21 protein-coding genes are annotated in these 16698 nt (G+C 45.0%); 16 read left to right on the forward strand and 5 right to left on the reverse strand.

What is annotated here, in order from left to right; translation table 11 throughout:
* Positions 1-45: 45 nt before the first annotated feature.
* Entirely contained in the window at positions 46-1035 is a 990-nt protein-coding gene (locus F0231_RS02725) for a zinc-dependent alcohol dehydrogenase family protein (protein WP_171758178.1), read from the reverse strand.
* Positions 1036-1319: 284 nt separating this feature from the next.
* Here F0231_RS02725 and F0231_RS02730 point away from each other — a divergent pair, with 284 nt between their 5' ends.
* Complete coding sequence (locus F0231_RS02730) at positions 1320-1838, forward strand: DoxX family protein (RefSeq protein WP_171758179.1); 519 nt, start codon at positions 1320-1322, stop codon at positions 1836-1838.
* A 37-nt stretch (positions 1839-1875) separates the two neighbouring features.
* Here F0231_RS02730 and F0231_RS02735 read toward each other — a convergent pair whose 3' ends face one another.
* On the reverse strand, positions 1876-2796 hold the full coding sequence (locus tag F0231_RS02735) for a LysR substrate-binding domain-containing protein (RefSeq protein WP_171758180.1): 921 nt from the start codon (positions 2794-2796) through the stop codon (positions 1876-1878).
* Positions 2797-2916: 120 nt separating this feature from the next.
* Between F0231_RS02735 and F0231_RS02740 the strand changes: the two genes are divergently transcribed.
* The 3 genes from F0231_RS02740 (at position 2917) to F0231_RS02750 (ending at position 5269) form a co-directional block, all read left to right on the forward strand.
* The gene (locus F0231_RS02740) at positions 2917-3159 is read left to right on the forward strand and encodes a DUF2798 domain-containing protein (protein ID WP_171758181.1); all 243 of its coding nucleotides are present in this window, start codon (positions 2917-2919) and stop codon (positions 3157-3159) included.
* Positions 3160-3222: 63 nt separating this feature from the next.
* Positions 3223-3774, forward strand: coding sequence for a carboxymuconolactone decarboxylase family protein (locus F0231_RS02745; RefSeq protein WP_171758182.1), 552 nt, complete (start codon positions 3223-3225; stop codon positions 3772-3774).
* A 160-nt stretch (positions 3775-3934) separates the two neighbouring features.
* Positions 3935-5269 (forward strand): dihydroorotase, encoded by a 1335-nt coding sequence (locus F0231_RS02750; RefSeq protein WP_171758183.1) that lies wholly within the window; start codon positions 3935-3937, stop codon positions 5267-5269.
* Positions 5270-5338: 69 nt separating this feature from the next.
* Here the strand turns inward: F0231_RS02750 and F0231_RS02755 are convergent, their stop codons facing one another.
* Positions 5339-6205 (reverse strand): aspartoacylase, encoded by an 867-nt coding sequence (locus F0231_RS02755; RefSeq protein WP_171758184.1) that lies wholly within the window; start codon positions 6203-6205, stop codon positions 5339-5341.
* Between the two features lie 164 nt (positions 6206-6369).
* Between F0231_RS02755 and F0231_RS02760 the strand changes: the two genes are divergently transcribed.
* The 6 genes from F0231_RS02760 to F0231_RS02785 all read left to right on the forward strand — a co-directional run bounded on the left by F0231_RS02760 (position 6370) and on the right by F0231_RS02785 (position 10076).
* Complete coding sequence (locus F0231_RS02760) at positions 6370-7626, forward strand: peptidoglycan DD-metalloendopeptidase family protein (protein WP_171758185.1); 1257 nt, start codon at positions 6370-6372, stop codon at positions 7624-7626.
* A gap of 233 nt (positions 7627-7859) precedes the next feature.
* Complete coding sequence (locus F0231_RS02765; protein WP_171758186.1) at positions 7860-8207, forward strand: hypothetical protein; 348 nt, start codon at positions 7860-7862, stop codon at positions 8205-8207.
* A 3-nt stretch (positions 8208-8210) separates the two neighbouring features.
* Positions 8211-8651, forward strand: coding sequence for a hypothetical protein (locus tag F0231_RS02770; protein ID WP_171758187.1), 441 nt, complete (start codon positions 8211-8213; stop codon positions 8649-8651).
* A 2-nt stretch (positions 8652-8653) separates the two neighbouring features.
* Positions 8654-9151, forward strand: a complete 498-nt coding sequence (locus tag F0231_RS02775) for a hypothetical protein (protein ID WP_171758188.1) — start codon at positions 8654-8656, stop codon at positions 9149-9151.
* A gap of 50 nt (positions 9152-9201) precedes the next feature.
* On the forward strand, positions 9202-9612 hold the full coding sequence (locus F0231_RS02780; RefSeq protein ID WP_171758189.1) for a hypothetical protein: 411 nt from the start codon (positions 9202-9204) through the stop codon (positions 9610-9612).
* Complete coding sequence (locus F0231_RS02785; protein ID WP_171758190.1) at positions 9612-10076, forward strand: hypothetical protein; 465 nt, start codon at positions 9612-9614, stop codon at positions 10074-10076. The genes F0231_RS02780 and F0231_RS02785 overlap by 1 nt, the downstream gene beginning before the upstream one ends.
* A 7-nt stretch (positions 10077-10083) precedes the next feature.
* Here the strand turns inward: F0231_RS02785 and F0231_RS02790 are convergent, their stop codons facing one another.
* Entirely contained in the window at positions 10084-10710 is a 627-nt protein-coding gene (locus F0231_RS02790) for an HD domain-containing protein (RefSeq protein ID WP_171758411.1), read from the reverse strand.
* A 128-nt stretch (positions 10711-10838) separates the two neighbouring features.
* Between F0231_RS02790 and F0231_RS02795 the strand changes: the two genes are divergently transcribed.
* The 5 genes from F0231_RS02795 (at position 10839) to F0231_RS02815 (ending at position 14620) form a co-directional block, all read left to right on the forward strand.
* Complete coding sequence (locus F0231_RS02795) at positions 10839-11774, forward strand: DMT family transporter (protein WP_253825710.1); 936 nt, start codon at positions 10839-10841, stop codon at positions 11772-11774.
* A 145-nt stretch (positions 11775-11919) separates the two neighbouring features.
* Positions 11920-12300 (forward strand): lactoylglutathione lyase, encoded by a 381-nt coding sequence (gene gloA / locus F0231_RS02800; RefSeq protein ID WP_171758413.1) that lies wholly within the window; start codon positions 11920-11922, stop codon positions 12298-12300.
* A 14-nt stretch (positions 12301-12314) separates the two neighbouring features.
* Entirely contained in the window at positions 12315-13415 is a 1101-nt protein-coding gene (locus F0231_RS02805) for an alkene reductase (protein ID WP_171758191.1), read from the forward strand.
* A gap of 160 nt (positions 13416-13575) precedes the next feature.
* Entirely contained in the window at positions 13576-13797 is a 222-nt protein-coding gene (locus tag F0231_RS02810; RefSeq protein WP_171758192.1) for a DUF6500 family protein, read from the forward strand.
* Between the two features lie 88 nt (positions 13798-13885).
* On the forward strand, positions 13886-14620 hold the full coding sequence (locus tag F0231_RS02815; RefSeq protein WP_171758193.1) for an RNA methyltransferase: 735 nt from the start codon (positions 13886-13888) through the stop codon (positions 14618-14620).
* 114 nt (positions 14621-14734) lie between these two features.
* Here F0231_RS02815 and F0231_RS02820 read toward each other — a convergent pair whose 3' ends face one another.
* Positions 14735-15655, reverse strand: a complete 921-nt coding sequence (locus F0231_RS02820; protein ID WP_171758194.1) for an NADP-dependent oxidoreductase — start codon at positions 15653-15655, stop codon at positions 14735-14737.
* Positions 15656-15766: 111 nt separating this feature from the next.
* On the opposite strand from F0231_RS02820, the gene F0231_RS02825 reads away from it, so the two are divergent.
* A complete protein-coding gene (locus F0231_RS02825; protein WP_171758195.1) occupies positions 15767-16657 on the forward strand; it encodes a LysR family transcriptional regulator in 891 nt (296 codons plus the stop codon).
* Positions 16658-16698: the final 41 nt, after the last annotated feature.

Raw genomic sequence — 16698 nt, forward strand, 5'->3', positions numbered from 1 at the left:
TAGTTCGCTTTCTTTAACGTATTACAGCGATGCTATGAATACGGTTTACTGATTCGATATCACGACTTTCCCTGTCGCGGCTCCGCTAGCAAGGCGCTGGTAGGCGTCATTGACTTGCTCAAGTCCAAACACTGTTTCATCAAGTATTGGGGTTAAGCTTCCTGATTCAGCTATTTTGGCTAACTCAGCCAAGATGTGCGTATGTTCTTCGCGGCGTACATCGTGAATCATCTGAATCAACATAAATACTACATGCAGTGACAAGCCTTTCATGTGCGCCATCGACAAGTCCATTTCAAGCAAGGCAACTGTCGATGCAATCTGCCCGTTGAGTTTGGCCGCCAAAAATGAGTTCGCCATGTTGGCACCGCCGACCGAGTCAAAGATGACATCAAAACCAATGCCGTTCGTGTGCTCATCAACATAGTCCTGAACTTGGCTGGTTCGATAATTGATGGTGGTGGCTCCGAGTCCTTCTACTAAGTCTTTGTGCTCATCTCGGCCAATGGTCGCGTAAACATCTGCGCCATAATGTTTCGCTAGTTGAACCGCGATGTGACCCACACCACCTGCGCCGCCGTGTACCAATACTTTTTGCCCTTGAGTAATACCAGCGCGATGCAACCCTTCATAAGCGGTTATTCCAACCAGAGGAAGAGCGGCGGCTTGCTGCATCGTAAGGTTTTTGGGTTTCAACGCTATGAGGTTGACGTCAGCAGGCATCAACTCAGCCAGTGAACCTGATAAATCACCTAAGCCGCCTGCGCAGCCATAAACTTCATCCCCAACGTTAAAATGGGAGACATCACTTGCCACCTCTACAATGGTACCAGCGACGTCCATCCCAAGTATTGCCGGTGTTTGAGGGGAGAAAGGGAGGTTCTCACCCAACTGTTTGATCATCGTATCGACAGTATTCACGCTGCTAGCCGCTACTTGGATGAGCACTTGTCCAGCCGAGAGCTTAGGTGTGTCTACGTTTGCCATCTCGAAACTTGCGTTGTCACCATATTGATTGAGCACCATTGCTTTCATCGCCACGTTCCTTTTCAGTGATTAGAGTCATTAACTATAGCTTGTACTTTAGAGGTAGAGCGTTAGACCAACGTTTTAGGCGAATAAATTATGACGCTGTTACGCAGCTTCATTTCTAACTGGTGGATTGGTATGTTGAAGTTTGATGAATCTAGCTTTTATCTCAGTTGATTTAATCATTCATATTTGAATGGTTAAAATTCAATGTTGTCTATTTTTGAATTCAACAATGCTCATTAAGATTACCTACATCGACAGGTTATTCACTGAATGAAGGTATCTCCATGAGCGCATCTCAATTGTTTCTCGAACTCTCTCTTATTGCATCTATGTTTGTCATAACGGGTGTGTTTCTTATCCGTTCCTATGACAAAAATGACTCTAAGGCGAAGAAAGCTCAAAAGATCTTATCAGGTTTACTTGGGGCCTTTATGGTGATGGCGGGCACAGTGAAGTTCTTTGACCCATTTACTACGATGTTTGCCAAACAAATAGCACTTAGCGAACTTCCTTTCCCGACATTGTCACGATGGGCAGGGCAGCTCGGAGAGATTTCAGCGGGCTTGTTACTCTTACTCGCTGTGGTTGGCCAGAACAAGCTGACAAAGCCAACTTTGGATAGGGTAATGCAGCTGTCCACTTTGCTTACGACCGTAATTATGCTGGTGGCTGTGTATGTTCACTTACTACCGAATGTACCAGCAGAAGTGCTCCCACTGCAGTCTAAACCGCCTGTGATGACCTTAGTTATACTCTCGCTTGCGTGGCTTAATGCCTACTTGTATAAAATTTCGAAGCGATAAAACGAAACGCCAGCTTTAATCATAAGCTGGCGTTTTTCTATTCGCGCTCGGTGTCGATTGATGCCAAAAATTCTGAGCTTTGTCCAAAACGCTCAAAGATCATATCTCTAAACGCGACCACTCTGGCTGCAATCAGTTTTCGGTCTGCCCAAACAAGAAAAGCTTTACCTGAAGGACACACTACGTGAGGTAAGACTTGCTTGAGTTCTCCCTTATCAGCACGCTTATCGAAGGCAGCTTTTGGCATCATACAAATGCCTGCACCCGCTAACGTCGCATCAATATTCAAGCGTAAACTGCTAATAGAGTATCTTGGTTGATAAGGCACTCGAATCGATTTTCCATGTTCTTGTAGCTCCCAGTAAGGCAAGTTATTCCCTGACAGCAATTGGTGAAAAATAAGCTCTTCTGCTGAGTTCGGCTCTCCATGTTTTTCAAGATAACTAGGGGCTGCGGCCATCAACAGAGGAGATTCAAAGAGCTGCCTCTGTACAAGATGGGTTGCATGGGGTGGGCTTGTGACAATCGCGAGATCAATCTGCTCGTCAAAGAATCTTTCTGTCCCTGCACTAAAGGTGATGGACACTGACACTTCAGGGTGCAACGCCATAAATTCAATCGCCATCTTTTGAAGAAAATTATCTGCAAATGGCTCAGGGCAAGAGACTCGAATTTCACCAGTTAGAACGGGCTGGCTATTCGATAGTTGAGTCCATTCGTCATTGAGTTGTGAAAAGAGTAATGCAAAGCGGTGGTAGTACTCATCACCTGCTGTCGTAAGTTGAAACTGCTTCGCATTGCGGTGTACCAGTCTTTCGCCGAGTTTATCCTCTAAACTCGCTACGGCTCTCGATAATGTCGGCGCAGAAACGTGCGTTTTTAGGCTCGCAGCGGCAAAGCCCCCACATTCAACCGACTGGCAAAACAGGTAGAGGTTCGAGATATCTTTTGCTCTCACATCGACTCCTTTAATTAAGCTTTCATTTATGAATGCTTCAAATTCAATGTTGTCTATTTTTGATTGTTAAGGAGAAGACTAAGATAGCTGCATAAGTTAGTCAAACGGAGCCAATCCATTATGAAAAAGTTTCCACGAAAGTTTCAGTACCCTTTGATGGTCTCAATGGTATTACCAACAATGTTGTTGAGTATGCCAGCCATCATGGTGGCAAAAACAGTTAGCAGCGAAGATGCGTTTTTTGAGGCGTGGATGACGGCAGTCGCCCAAATGGTGCCTTCAGCGATTCTATTGTTAGCGATTGTGGCTCCTACAGTGCGTTTGTTTGTCTCTAAGGTTTTATTGGAACCAGAAAACAAATAAACATCACTTTATAAAACACTAACTACACTATTTCAGTAACTTCAGACAAATGAGAAAGTAATCATGACAGAATTTAAACTTCACACAGCAGAAACCGCACCAGAGAAAAGTAAAGCAATCATTGAAGGTGCTCAGAAACAGATGGGGATGGTTCCTGGTTTGTATGCTGTGATGGCAGAGTCACCAGAGCTTTTGAAAGCATACACACAGCTTCACCAACTTTTCACAGCGACTTCGTTTGATGCCGAAGAGCTAACGGTTGTATGGCAAACCATTAACGTTGAACACGAATGTCACTACTGTGTTCCAGCGCATACGGGTATTGCGCATTCAATGAAAGTTGATCCTGCACTAACGGAAGCGTTACGTAACGATGAAGCGATGCCAACCGCTAAGCTACAAGCACTAAAAGACTTCACCCTAAGTGTTGTACGTGAGCGCGGTAATGTGTCTGAAGAAGCAATGAACGCGTTTTTTGCGGCAGGCTATGGTCAGCAGCAAGTGCTTGAAGTCATTCTTGGCTTGTCTCAAAAAGTAATCAGTAACTACGTTAACCATGTTGCGAATACGCCAGTAGATAAAGTCTTTGAGAAGTTCGCGTGGTCTAAAAAATAGTCACTAGCATAAACAAGTAATAAGAACGGCCCATCGATAGGGCCGTTTTTTTGTTTATCTTCTGTAACACTACATGGTAGTTCGAGCCCTGATAAAATTATCTCTGCTAATGGTTGTTATGTTATAACGTATCAATATTTTAAAGGGGAGATTATTGTTTATGTTAGCCACCGTTATCAAAAATGCTCGTATCGTCAATGAAGGTCGTATTGTCGAGTCAGATATTCGAATCGTTGGGCAGAGAATTGAGCAAATAGCGAGTGATATCCAAGCGCAGGAAGGCGACACCGTGGTCGATGCTCAAGGCCAGTATTTGCTGCCGGGAATGATTGATGATCAAGTGCACTTTCGTGAGCCTGGCTTAACCCATAAAGGGACGATCGCTTCTGAATCTAGAGCGGCCGTTGCTGGTGGTATAACAAGCTATATGGAGATGCCAAACGTTAGTCCAGCTACCACGACCATCGAAGCGTTAGAGAAGAAATTTGATATAGCCGCTGATTCATCCTTCGCGAACTACTCATTCTATTTAGGCGCAACTGAAGACAACCTAGAAGAAATTAAGCAGCTCGACCCGACCAAGCACTGCGGTGTTAAAGTCTTTATGGGGGCATCAACTGGGGATCTGTTGGTTGAAGCTCCTGATGCGTTAGAGGCAATTTTCCGTGACTCACCCGTTCTGATTGTTACGCACTGCGAAAGCGGCCCTGTGATCGCTAAAAATTTAGAGAATGTTCTTGCCCAAAAGTCGGAACTGACCATCCATGATCATCCGGTAGTAAGGGATGACGAGGCGTGTTATGCCTCCTCCTCATATGCGGTTGGACTGGCAAAGAAATACGGTAGTCAACTGCACGTATTACACATTACGACAGAAAAAGAGCTAGAGCTTTTTGAAGCAGGGCCTGTTGAGGGCAAAAACATTACTGCCGAAGCTTGTGTTCACCACTTATGGTTTTCGGCTGACGATTACGCAGAAAAGGGCAATCTCATCAAATGTAATCCTGCAGTAAAGTATGCCAGTGACCGTGATGCTCTTCTGGATGCGCTGAAAACTGGTCGAATTGATATTATCGCGACTGATCATGCGCCGCATACATTGGAAGAGAAGATGGTTGACTATAGTCAAGCGCCAGCAGGCTTACCTCTGGTTCAACATGCTCTTCTAACATTGCTTGATCATGTTCACCATGGCCGAATGACGATGGAGCAAGTTGTAGAAAAGACCGCGCACAATCCTGCGATTCGTTACAGTGTTCAAAACCGTGGTTACATTCGAGAAGGCTACTTTGCTGATTTGGTGTTGGTGGACTTCGAAGGCAAAACGGCTGTCACTAATGAAAACAGCTTATATCATTGCCAGTGGTCACCGTTTGCGGGCCATGAGTTTAATGCGGTCGTGAAAGGGACTTGGGTTAACGGTACTCAGGTCTACCATGACGGCAAGGTATTAGAGCAGCCAAGCAGTGCGATGAGGCTCTCGTTCGAGCGTTAGAGTATCCCAAGCGAAGAATAAAACCATAGAGCCCGAGTCATTGTACTCGGGCTTTTCTTAGGTGAGGATTTATATTGTCACTCTCTTTTTGATAGCTAACGCCATCGCAATGTTGGATGAACTGTAGGCGCTTTCATTGATAAAGTGAGGATAAATATCGTGGTTTTGTTCCCAATGAATATCATAGCCAAAAAAGGTAGCGAGTAGTGGCTCTCCCGGTTTGACGACTTCAAAGTCCTTTCCACATATTGTTGGATGAACCATCGCAAGTCTTAGCCCGTCATGATCGAGGGGGATGTTGAGTTCCTCAGTATAGAAAAACGCCTCGTAGCTCTCTAAGTTATCGACTTGGTTTAGGTTGTGTTTTTCTACATAGTCCAACACGTAGCCAAACATCTCTTTCATGAGTTCGAGCGTTTCGTATTGCAAAGCGCCGTGAGCTTGAGCGCCGACTTCAATCATGACGCCGCGATCACCTGCGGTGCAGAGGTAGGGTTGTTCATCCCAAGATTTACGATCTTCAAAAAGGATGTTTGCGTGAGGCATTCGCTGTTTTACGTAAGCGCCCATCTTGGAATAGAACGCATCGCCTGAGAGTAGAATTAACGTCGCACCCATATTGCTGGTGGTATTGTGCAGATCGATCACAAGTTGGTTTTTGGTGCTGGCGTATTTCTCTTTCCATTGTTTGGCAAGCTTCGCTTCTAGCGAGTTACTCTCAAGCGCATTGCTGGCGGCAAATTGGCGGTTTAAGTCCTCATCGACAAAGCGAACATTCTTTTTCATCGCTTGTGGATTACCGATGACGCTTGTCGTGCTAAACGTTGTTCGATCGGCTTGATAAAGGCGCTCTTTGATAAGTTTTTGCAAGTAAATTCCTGACAGCTCATTGCCATGCGTACCCGCGACGAGCAAGATTTTATTGAGTTTTTCCATTGGATTGAACGTCCTAATAAACCGTTACAAAGTAAATTGTTGAGCTGGGCTAATGCGTTACCAACGATAGATAGAGTGGTGACTCTATTCACGTACAGCTCAAGCTGAAATGTGTATTTTATTATGTTATAACATAACAACTATTCGTAGCTTAATCCCTTTTGATGAAACACTTTAGATTTTTCGCGTCCGTTGTTGCTGTTGTTGCCCTTACCGCTGCGTTTTTCATTCCAACTCCTGAAACCTCTCACTTTGAAATCGCTAATACTGAAATTGGTAGCTCTGAACCAGAAATCGCGGTGACGCCCGCAGCTGAGTTAGAAACACCAAGTGAAAGTCACATTATTCGTGTTCACTACTTTGTTAAAGTCGGTGACACGCTTAGCGATATTTTTTCATCATGGAATATCCCCTATACAACGTTGCAAGAAATCTTGGCAGCAGATCTTGAGCATTTGCAGCTCGATACGATTAAGCCTGGGGATCACTTAGAACTCTCGGTGGATGGCGATAGTCGAGAGCTGCTCTCTTTGACCTACCATTTGAGTTTGGTTGAGCAAGCACACTACCAGCGAAACGATGACGACAAGTTCGATTATCAATTTACAGAACAACCAGGCGAGTGGAGAGAGGTGCTTTATAGCGGCACGATTAATGGTAGCTTTTCACTGTCAGCTCATAAGTTGGGCTTATCTTCAAAGCAGATTGCGAACATCACACGTGTACTGAAGGATCAAATTAATTTCGCTCGTACATTGAGAGCAGGGGATCGCTTTGATGTCCTGATTAAAAGGCAGTATCTGGACGACCACCCAACTGGAAATAGTGAGATTCAAGGTATTTCGTTTAAGCTTTCAAATCGTGAAGTCTCTGCGTTTCTTGCTGACGATGGTCGCTTCTATGATAGGAAAGGAAATAGCTTAGAGCGTGCATTTAATCGTTACCCTGTTGATCCGCAATATCGTCGCATTACCTCGCCTTTCAACCCTAAGCGTAAGCACCCTGTGACGGGTAGGGTGACACCACATAATGGTACTGATTTCGCGACTCCAGTAGGGGCGCCCATCTATTCAACAGGGGATGGTCGAGTTGTTGGTGTGCGAAACCACCCATACGCTGGTAAGTATTTAGTTATTGAACATAACAGTGTGTACACCACTCGTTATCTCCATTTGAGCAAATTCTTGGTCAAGAAAGGTCAGTATGTAAAGCGCGGGCAGAAGATCGCCTTATCTGGCGCAACAGGCCGATTAACAGGGCCACATTTGCATTTTGAAGTCAGGGTCAGAAGTCGAGCCGTTGATCCGATGAAAGCTGATTTGCCTTTAGCGAGCTCCATTTCACAAAAAGATAGAACGGCATTCGAAGATCGCATTGTTGCTTTTGATACGCGCATCAAATCGAGTGAGTTAGAAGGTTAACAGCTCCACCGTTCTTGTTGCTGTTAATCGACTGAATCTATGTTGTTTCATATATCAGAGTATTGATTGTTAGCGTAAATATTGAGCTTGATGATTAAAAATCAGGCTCAACCCTCTCTAATGTCAACGCCACGTCAAAAGGATCTTATGGCTTTTTGGGTGGCGGAAAATGGTAAGTAACCGAGATAAGTTACCGATATTTTGTCGTCTTCACTTTTGGGAGACGACAAACCATGAGAAAGCTCACCTGTACATTCTTAACCTTTTTCTCGATGACGTCTTTGTCCTATGCCAACGTTCATAAATGGCAGAACAAAGAGTTTCAAAGTTATTCAGATAAGACTCAAGTAAGCTTTGTTTTGGTGAATCGCTACAACAAGCCAGCTGACTACTACTTGCGTATCGGTAACAAGTCCTTCCCAAACAAGATCTCACTAGGTCCTAATCAAAAGATCGAACTGGACATTAGTGTGAATACCCCGCCAGGCAAGACAACTGAAAAGTTGGTGTGTACCCGTATGGTGAGTGATTCTCCCAACAGTTACGAGGTGTGCAGCACCTTACACTTCAAGAGGTTCTAACTCATGCGACTCATTGTCCTTGGCATTGCGAGTACGCTCCTTACAGGCGCGGCTTGGGCTAATCCTATACCCAGTGTTTCAAATCCTTCAGGAACGGACCGCGTGCGCACCGCAGCGGGTGCTACCTGTGAGCAAGCGATCTCTACAGGTAAAACCTTCCAATTCGGGACTTATGGCGCACAAGGGAATGAGGATAGCGATAACTATTACAACAATTATTACTACCAAAACCAGGATGAAGCTGGTGTCTATGCCGCCGTCACATTCCAGTTTGGTGGGAACGACAGGGTCGACTGTACTCGACTTTATGAGTTTGAACTTCGTGATAGAGCGAGACAGGAAGAGTTAGCTCAAGCGGAACATGAGCTCAAACTTTTACAGATTGAAGCTGAGAAATATCGGCTACTTAAAATGAAACAAAACAACACAGTGTTTTCGGAGTAAACATGAGTAAATTAAACCAACTGTTGGGAGCTTCGGTGTTAACCGTTGCATTTAGTTCTGCGGCGTTTGCACAAGGGCCGGATGATCATCAGGGTAACGTTATCTTCCAAGCGGAAGTTGAAGGTCAATGCGGTATCGAGGTTAATGATGCAGAGGGTAAATTAGGTTTTGGTGGGGCGTACAACGCTGACGTTGCCACCATTACACTGATCAACAACTATGACAAAGATACTGAGATGAAACTCAAGCACATTGATTTGGGTGCGTTGGAAGATCAAAACGTCACAGAAGATGATATTAAGTTTAAATCCTTTAGTGTTATGGGGACTGGCGAAGGGACGGCGTCAGAGTGGAAAGAGAAAGGATACTTGACGATACCTAGAGACAGCCTGCGTGATGACAATGAGGTAGACCTTGCTTCAACCGTAGTGTTTGACGAGAACAACCTTGATGCAGATTCGTATCAAGTGAACACCACTTGGGAAATCCACTGCGGCTAATCTAATTAGTGAAGAGGTTAGCCCTTTTTCAGGGCTAACCGACCAATTTTATGAAGAGACTAAGAGTACCTATATTGCTCTCAATGGCATTAAGCTATCCCGTGTACGCCAATGGCTTTCAAGTTGAGGAAGTGCGCCAGTGGGATGCAATGTGTCGAGAAGGCGCTGCGAATCATGAACGTAGAATATTCGACGCACTGTCAAACTCGGAATACATTGACTGGACGGAGATTGAGCTCGTGGAAATTGAAAGCAGATTTAATTACACCGATACCTCTACCATTGGAGAAGAGGAACAACGTGTAAACTGCGACGTTATAATCTCATACACCTATCAAAATAAGCCGATCACTCTCAGTTCTGTTTACCAAGTGGCGACGACTGAAATGGAGACATTAAGCCGTGTTGACGTAACTGAACGCGCGGTGATCGATTTCATGGTTCGAGTGATGGTGAATTAATGCGTAAATTAGCCTTGTGGTTGGCGCTATTGTTCTCTGCTTGCCCCAGTTTAGCCAATGTCTCTGCGCCTATTACGTTCCACAAAGAGGTGCCTGAGCAGTGTGGACTTACGGTACTAGAGAACCTTGGCGCGCTCGCGTTTGGTAACGATTACGAAAACCGAACCACGACCTTGAAGTTAGTTTCAAATCGTAAAGGGGCTCGCGTGCATTTCAAACTTAATCAAATCCACTTAGGGGACTTGGAACAGATCATTGATCCATCTCAAGTGCACTTTAAGCTCGAAGCACCAAATATTTATGAAGGTGACATCAATTACTGGAAGCAAGGTGTTGAGCTTCACCCTAAACTCTTTAATCCAGATGGTATTGTTCATGTTTCTGCACGCGTCGAGACGTCTGAAGACCGTGTACCAGCGGGTCTTCTTAACATATATATTGAGTGGGGTATTGAGTGTATTTAGGCCGTGATTAAATTTCACGTCCTAACTGAGAAAGAAATCCTCTCATGTACTCAGTTCGTCTTTTTGCCTCTTGCTTTGCCGAAGCGGTGTTCATCATCGCTTCCAGTTTAAAGAGCTTATTGTAAAAGTGGTCGACCGTGTACTGCTTGTCATCTAACGCTCTACTTTGGCAAAAAGGATCGTCAATCGAATAAAGGCTTGCACCAAAGTTAGTGCTTACTTGCAAGCAGCGTGCAATACCTATAGCGCCAAGCGCATCTAACCTATCCGCATCTTGAACGATCTGTGCTTCAAGACTTTGTGGCGAGATATTCGCACTGTAACTGTGAGCGCAAATGGCATGATGAATATCGTCTAAGAACTGATTTGGGTATCCAATGCTAACCAAATATTCTACGGCTTTGTCTGCAGCGATAGACGAACTTTTTGCTCTGTCTGGGTGGTTTTTCGGGAAGGTAAAGCAGTCATGCAAATAAGCGGCTGGCAGGACGACTTCGATACGTGCATGTTCGAGTTGGCAGAGCTCCAAAGCGGTTTTGACCACGCGTTTAACATGGCTCAGGTCGTGGGCGGGGTCTTGCACCATTTCTCGGCTGATAAAGTCCAATAGTGGTCGTTCGAAGCGTTCAATTATTTGCATCACAATACTCGTTGTTCTTTTTACTCAATCATATCATGTGCGGGCGGCGAGAAATCGATTCTTGACCCGTCTACTAGTGTCACCTTTAGGCTGCGAACCTGTTTATGTTAAGGTCGAACACTATGCCAAATAAAATCTCAAACCGTCATTATATGAATGCGTTGTTCACGCAGTTTTCCAACTTACCTGAAGTATGGAAAGGGGTACTATTGGCGCTATGCTCGACGGCTTTGTTTACCTTGGTCGGCGTGCTTGTTCGCCTGCTCAGTGACTCATTAAATCTGTTCCAGATCTTACTGTTTCGCCAGTTGGTCTTTGTTGTTCTACTCTTACCTGCGATTGCGAAGAACATACAAATTCTCATCAAGCCCAAAAGGGTGAAGTTACACACCTTACGTATTTTAGGCGCCTTTGCTGCGCTCTATTTAGGGTTCGTCACCATAAGTAATATTCCATTAGCAGACGCAACCGCCCTTGGGTTCACTCAAGTCCTGTTTGTCGCTTGTATTGCAAGGTTGTGTTTATCAGAGCGAATCTCTGTTTCTCGCCTTTTTACCATTGTGGTTGGGTTTATCGGTGTGATGTTGGTGGTTCAGCCTGATTTTAACCAAACCTCGCTTATGTATACCGGTACGGGGCTGATAGCGGCATTTGGGGCAGCCGTCGCGGTGATATGTGTAAGAAAAGTGGCGCAAGAAGAACCGAAAATCACACTACTCGCGTATCAAGCGATCTTTGTTGGGCTTATGGCGTTAATCCCGAGTTTACTTAGTTGGCAATGGCCGAGTTGGAGTGAGTTAGGTTTACTGATCTGCGTTGGGGCAATTTCATCGCTGGCTCAGTGGATTGGTCTGACTGCGTATAAATATGGTGAAGCGAACGTCATTTCCAATGTTGAGTACGCCAAGATCATTTATTCGGTTGGTTTTGGTTACTGGTTGTTTGCTGAGTTGCCAAACAACATCGCGATTGTGGGCTTATCCGTTATTGTCGCCAGTGCGGTACTGCCAATGGTGTATCACCACCGCAAAACAAAAGTACGTGACAATGTGTCATAACAAAGTGTTATGTAAATAATAAAAATCAATAATTTCCTGTCTTTGGTTCTTGAGCGTATTGTAAGTGCAAAGTTTATGAAACGAACGAGAGACACAATAGCTCTGAACAATCCAAGCTGTTGTCGCCATTAGATAAGGGTAAATGATGAAATTTCTGCACACTATGATTCGCGTAACTGACTTAGAAAAGTCAATTGAGTTCTACACTAAGGTGCTAGGCATGCGTGTTCTTGACCGTACTGAAAACACCCAATACCGCTACACACTTGTGTTTGTTGGTTATAAAGAAGGCGGCACGACCATCGAGCTAACCCATAACTGGGATACTGATCAATACGACATGGGTAATGCGTTCGGTCACTTAGCATTAGGTGTGGAAGATATTTATGCGGCTTGCGATTCAATCAAAGAGCTAGGTGGTAACGTCACTCGCGAACCTGGTCCAGTAAAAGGTGGTTCAACGCATATCGCATTCATCACTGATCCAGACGGTTACCAAATTGAACTTATTCAAGTAAGCAAGTAATGGGGCACATGACAATGAAAGACGCACTATTTCAACCTATTCAGTTAGGTAAACTTGAACTTAAAAACCGTATCGTTATGCCACCGATGACTCGTTCACGCGCAAGTCAGCCGGGTAATGTTGCGAACGATATGATGGCAACGTACTACGCTCAGCGTGCTGGCGCGGGTCTGATTGTGGCAGAAGGTACTCAGATTTCTGAGATGGGTCAGGGCTACGCTTGGACACCAGGTATCTATTCTGCCGAGCAAATCGCTGGTTGGAAAAAGGTGACAGATGCGGTACACGCAAAAGGTGGCGCAATTTTCGCTCAGCTTTGGCACGTAGGCCGTGTGACTCACCCTGATAATATCGGTGGCGAGCAACCAATTTCGTCGTCTGCATTAAAAGCAGAAAACGTAAAAGTGTTTATCGATAACGGTAGCGATGAGCCGGGCTTTGTCGATGTGGTTGAGCCTCGTGCGATGACCAAAGACGACATCAAAAAAGTGATTGAAGAGTATCGCTGGGCCGCGCTTAACGCGATTGAAGCAGGCTTTGATGGTATCGAATTGCATGCTGCGAACGGTTATTTGATCAACCAATTTATCGACTCTGAAGCGAACAATCGTACCGATGAGTACGGCGGGTCTATTGAAAACCGACTACGTTTCTTAGGTGAAGTGGTTGAAGCAATGAGCGATGCGATCGGTGCTGATCGTGTAGGTGTGCGTCTTGCTCCATTCACTTCACTGAATGGTACAGTCGACAAAACGCCAGTTGAAACTTACACGGCGGCAGCGGCACTACTAAACAAACTCAATGTTGTGTACATGCACATCGCTGAAGTGGATTGGGACGATGCGCCAGATACGCCAGCAGAGTTCAAAACGGCAGTTCGTGAAGCGTACCAAGGTACGATCATTTACGCAGGTCGCTACAACACTGAAAAAGCTGCACAAGCGGTGAATGATGGTTTAGCTGATATGGTTGGTTTTGGTCGCCCATTTATCGCCAACCCTGACTTGCCAAATCGTATTCGTAATGACTACCCATTAGCGCAACATGACCCTGCCACCCTATTTGGTGGCGCAGAAAAAGGTCTACTTGATTACCCAGAGTATCAAGCAAGCTAACAGAATTTAGTCACGTTAAGTTAAAGCACCTCACATCCCCCAGTGAGGTGCTTTTTAATTTGTCTCAAAAGCGGGCTCATCCCCAAATCTAGGACGAGTCGAGTGGAGCAATACTAACTTACTGATACCATGACCTTCTTTAGTCATTCAGGAAGAAACTATGCGCCAATCACTGCAAGATAAAATCATTGCCGTTTGCCAAAAGAAAATTGCTCAAAAGGGCGAAGGGGTAGGCGTCTCGTTTTATGCCTTCTTTGCTAACAAGAACGATGATCCAGATCTGTTGATGGAAGCGGCCACGTGGTGGATTCAAACCCATGAACTCGATCATTTTGAAAAGGCGGTGAAAATCATCCAACTTGTTCAATCAGAGCAAGGGTAATCTTTAATCCGCTCTTTAGCTCACTAAGGCTTTACTCTATAATTGCCGCGCTTTTATTTGGGTAATGCCCACTCACCTTGGACAGATTATGATTTCAAAAAACCAACTTAAACTACTTCGAGCACTTGGCCAAAAGAAGCAGCGCAAAGCGCATGGTCTATTTTTGGTGCAAGGAGAAAAGAACGTACTTGAGTTGGCAAATAGCTCACTGACGGTAAAACAAATCTTTGCTACTCAGGAGTTCTTGGCTGAAAACAGTAATGAGTTGAATGCTTTCGAATGTATTGAAGCGTCACTTGATGATTTGACCAAAGCAAGCACATTGGTGAGCAACAACGCTGCGATTGCCGTGGTAGAAATCCCAAGTGTTGAAACGCCAAAAGCAGAGGGTTTGATGATTGCGCTCGATGGTGTGTCTGACCCGGGTAACCTTGGCACCATTATTCGTGTTGCAGATTGGTATGGAATTAAGCACATTGTGGCGAGCACTGACTGCGCGGATCCGTACAACCCGAAAACCATCAGCGCGACAATGGGCAGTTTTGGTCGTGTGACTGTTAGCCAATTGGATCTGCCAAGCTATTTAGAACAGTCTAACTTACCAGTCTACGGTGCGTTTTTAGAAGGTGAAAGCGTGCATAAAACAGAATTTGCCGCAGAGGGAATTTTGTTGATGGGCAGTGAGTCCCACGGTGTTCGTGAACAGGCCGCGAAATTCGTAACAGATAAGATTACGATTCCAGCATTCGGCGGCGCAGAGTCGCTGAACGTAGCAATGGCAACCGGCATTATTTTAGATAACTTGCGTCGTCAACATAGTTAACGAGTTTAAAGATCACAATGAAGCGCAGTGATGGCCAATCACTGCGCTTTTTCGTGTTGTTTTCTTGCTGCTAGCGAATCAAACAATATAACGAACCAACCAAGCTATGATCGCTTAGAATGTTGCGACCAACTTCCCTCTTACACGCCCCTGCTTACTTTCATCATAGGCTGCTGTGATGTCCTTAAAATGATATTCACCACTGACGTTCACTGTAAGTTGATTATCATCGACCAGATCAGTGATATAACGTAAGTGCTCGGCATTGAACTGAACAAACACGAACTCTGTCTCTACGCCTTTTTCTTCTGCCGCTTTGGCGATTTCAGGCGATATCCACGAAATGCTGACTAACTTTCCGGAAGGTTTGAGAACTTCTATTGCTTCAAGCTGGAAATCGCCTGATTGGGATTCCAAAACGAGATCGACGGGATTATCTTTGAGCGCATCAACAATATTGGTTCTTCGGTAATCGATCACTTCATCCGCCCCAAGGCTAAGCACATAATCTTGGTTTTTAGCTGATGTGGTGACAATAACATAGGCTCCCATTATTTTGGCCAGTTGAATAGCCATTGAGCCAACTCCGCCTGCACCCGCTTGGATTAATACGCGTTGATGACGGCGAATGTTCCCTGCGCTAAATAGTGCTTGCCAACTGGTCAAGCTAACCATTGGTAAAGCAGCGGCTTGTTTTAAATCTAAGGACTTAGGAGCCAGTGACATTTGCGAACGCTTTAGGGTGCAATACTCAGATAGGGCACCATTTTGACCGATGGTTTTCATTCCATAGACCTTGTCCCCTGCAAGGTAACCTTTTCCTGATTGCACTACCTCACCCGCCACATCCCAGCCAAGGGTCAGAGGAAGAGGTTGGCCAATCAGCTGCTCCAACTGCCCTGATGCTATCTTCCAATCGACAGGGTTTATGCCGACGGCTGACACCTTAATCAGGACCTCGTCGTGATCGGGTTCTGGAACGGCGATATCTCGAATTTCAATCTGCCCAGTTTCATTGAGTTGAACTGCTTTCATGATGTCTCTCCATTTACGAATCGAGAGTTATCGTATTTATTCCTAATTGATTGATAAACACACTCGTTTGGTTAACAGTTTTTCCATATTGGAACAAATAAGGGAAATGTGATGGACAAGCTCAACGCAATGAGGGTGTTTATTCGCGTCACTGAAACTGGAAACTTTTCGAAGACTGCTGATGAGATGAACACCACGCCCTCTTACATCAGCAAGCAGATCTCTGCTTTGGAAAAGTCTTTGGGTACGCGATTGCTGCAAAGAACGACACGCGTACTGACATTAACTGAAGCTGGACATTCGTTTCTCAAACACTGTCGTCAAATTGATACCCAGTTATCGATTGCCGAGAGTGAAATCGCCGAACTTAGAGGTACTCCCTCTGGCCTGTTGCGTATCAGTATGCCGAGTGTATTAGGTGATCAAGAGAGCGCCAATTTGTGTGCGGCATTTTTGAAAGAGTACCCTGACATTGAACTGGATATTTCGGTTGAAGATCGATTCGTTGATTTAGTAGAGGAAGGTTTTGACCTTTGTATCAGAGCAAGCGCGGAGTTTCCGGATTCGACACTTATCTACAAGCGTATTGGAGAGCTGAGCGTCCATTTAGTGGCGTCACCAGAATATCTGGCGAAGAATGGGCACCCAACTACGGCTTCGGATCTGGCAAGCCACCAACTGATTTCACACCGTTATGCAGGCTCAAACACTTTTGCTTTTGAAAAGCAGGGAAAGGTTGAGCATGTCACTTTCAACAGAAGGGTAAGGGCTAACAGTACTGGGTTCGTTCGTCATATTGTTGAGCAAGGGACGGGCATCGGTTTTTTGCCTAAACCCTCTCTGAAAGGCGCAGATGAGAAAATAAACTTGGTATCACTATTACCAGACTATCAAGAGGGTAAAATAACAGTCAGTCTCGTATATCCAGAGAGAACTTATACTCCTCTAAAGGTATATAAGTTCATAGAGTTTTTTGAGCTGTGGTTTAAGCGTTATGAATGAGTGCAAGTACTGAAGAGCCTTACGCTCTGGAATAGTGAGTT

The sequence above is a fragment of the Vibrio sp. RE86 genome (assembly GCF_013114545.1).
Lineage (GTDB): Bacteria > Pseudomonadota > Gammaproteobacteria > Enterobacterales > Vibrionaceae > Vibrio.

Coding starts and splice junctions, on each gene's coding strand:
- F0231_RS02725 (WP_171758178.1), bottom strand. CDS start 1,035: ATGAAAGCAATGGTGCTCAATCAATATGGTGACAACGCAAGTTTCGAG.
- F0231_RS02730 (WP_171758179.1), top strand. CDS start 1,320: ATGAGCGCATCTCAATTGTTTCTCGAACTCTCTCTTATTGCATCTATG.
- F0231_RS02740 (WP_171758181.1), top strand. CDS start 2,917: ATGAAAAAGTTTCCACGAAAGTTTCAGTACCCTTTGATGGTCTCAATG.
- F0231_RS02745 (WP_171758182.1), top strand. CDS start 3,223: ATGACAGAATTTAAACTTCACACAGCAGAAACCGCACCAGAGAAAAGT.
- F0231_RS02750 (WP_171758183.1), top strand. CDS start 3,935: ATGTTAGCCACCGTTATCAAAAATGCTCGTATCGTCAATGAAGGTCGT.
- F0231_RS02755 (WP_171758184.1), bottom strand. CDS start 6,205: ATGGAAAAACTCAATAAAATCTTGCTCGTCGCGGGTACGCATGGCAAT.
- F0231_RS02760 (WP_171758185.1), top strand. CDS start 6,370: ATGAAACACTTTAGATTTTTCGCGTCCGTTGTTGCTGTTGTTGCCCTT.
- F0231_RS02765 (WP_171758186.1), top strand. CDS start 7,860: ATGAGAAAGCTCACCTGTACATTCTTAACCTTTTTCTCGATGACGTCT.
- F0231_RS02770 (WP_171758187.1), top strand. CDS start 8,211: ATGCGACTCATTGTCCTTGGCATTGCGAGTACGCTCCTTACAGGCGCG.
- F0231_RS02775 (WP_171758188.1), top strand. CDS start 8,654: ATGAGTAAATTAAACCAACTGTTGGGAGCTTCGGTGTTAACCGTTGCA.
- F0231_RS02780 (WP_171758189.1), top strand. CDS start 9,202: ATGAAGAGACTAAGAGTACCTATATTGCTCTCAATGGCATTAAGCTAT.
- F0231_RS02785 (WP_171758190.1), top strand. CDS start 9,612: ATGCGTAAATTAGCCTTGTGGTTGGCGCTATTGTTCTCTGCTTGCCCC.
- F0231_RS02795 (WP_253825710.1), top strand. CDS start 10,839: ATGCCAAATAAAATCTCAAACCGTCATTATATGAATGCGTTGTTCACG.
- gloA (WP_171758413.1), top strand. CDS start 11,920: ATGAAATTTCTGCACACTATGATTCGCGTAACTGACTTAGAAAAGTCA.
- F0231_RS02805 (WP_171758191.1), top strand. CDS start 12,315: ATGAAAGACGCACTATTTCAACCTATTCAGTTAGGTAAACTTGAACTT.
- F0231_RS02810 (WP_171758192.1), top strand. CDS start 13,576: ATGCGCCAATCACTGCAAGATAAAATCATTGCCGTTTGCCAAAAGAAA.
- F0231_RS02815 (WP_171758193.1), top strand. CDS start 13,886: ATGATTTCAAAAAACCAACTTAAACTACTTCGAGCACTTGGCCAAAAG.
- F0231_RS02820 (WP_171758194.1), bottom strand. CDS start 15,655: ATGAAAGCAGTTCAACTCAATGAAACTGGGCAGATTGAAATTCGAGAT.
- F0231_RS02825 (WP_171758195.1), top strand. CDS start 15,767: ATGGACAAGCTCAACGCAATGAGGGTGTTTATTCGCGTCACTGAAACT.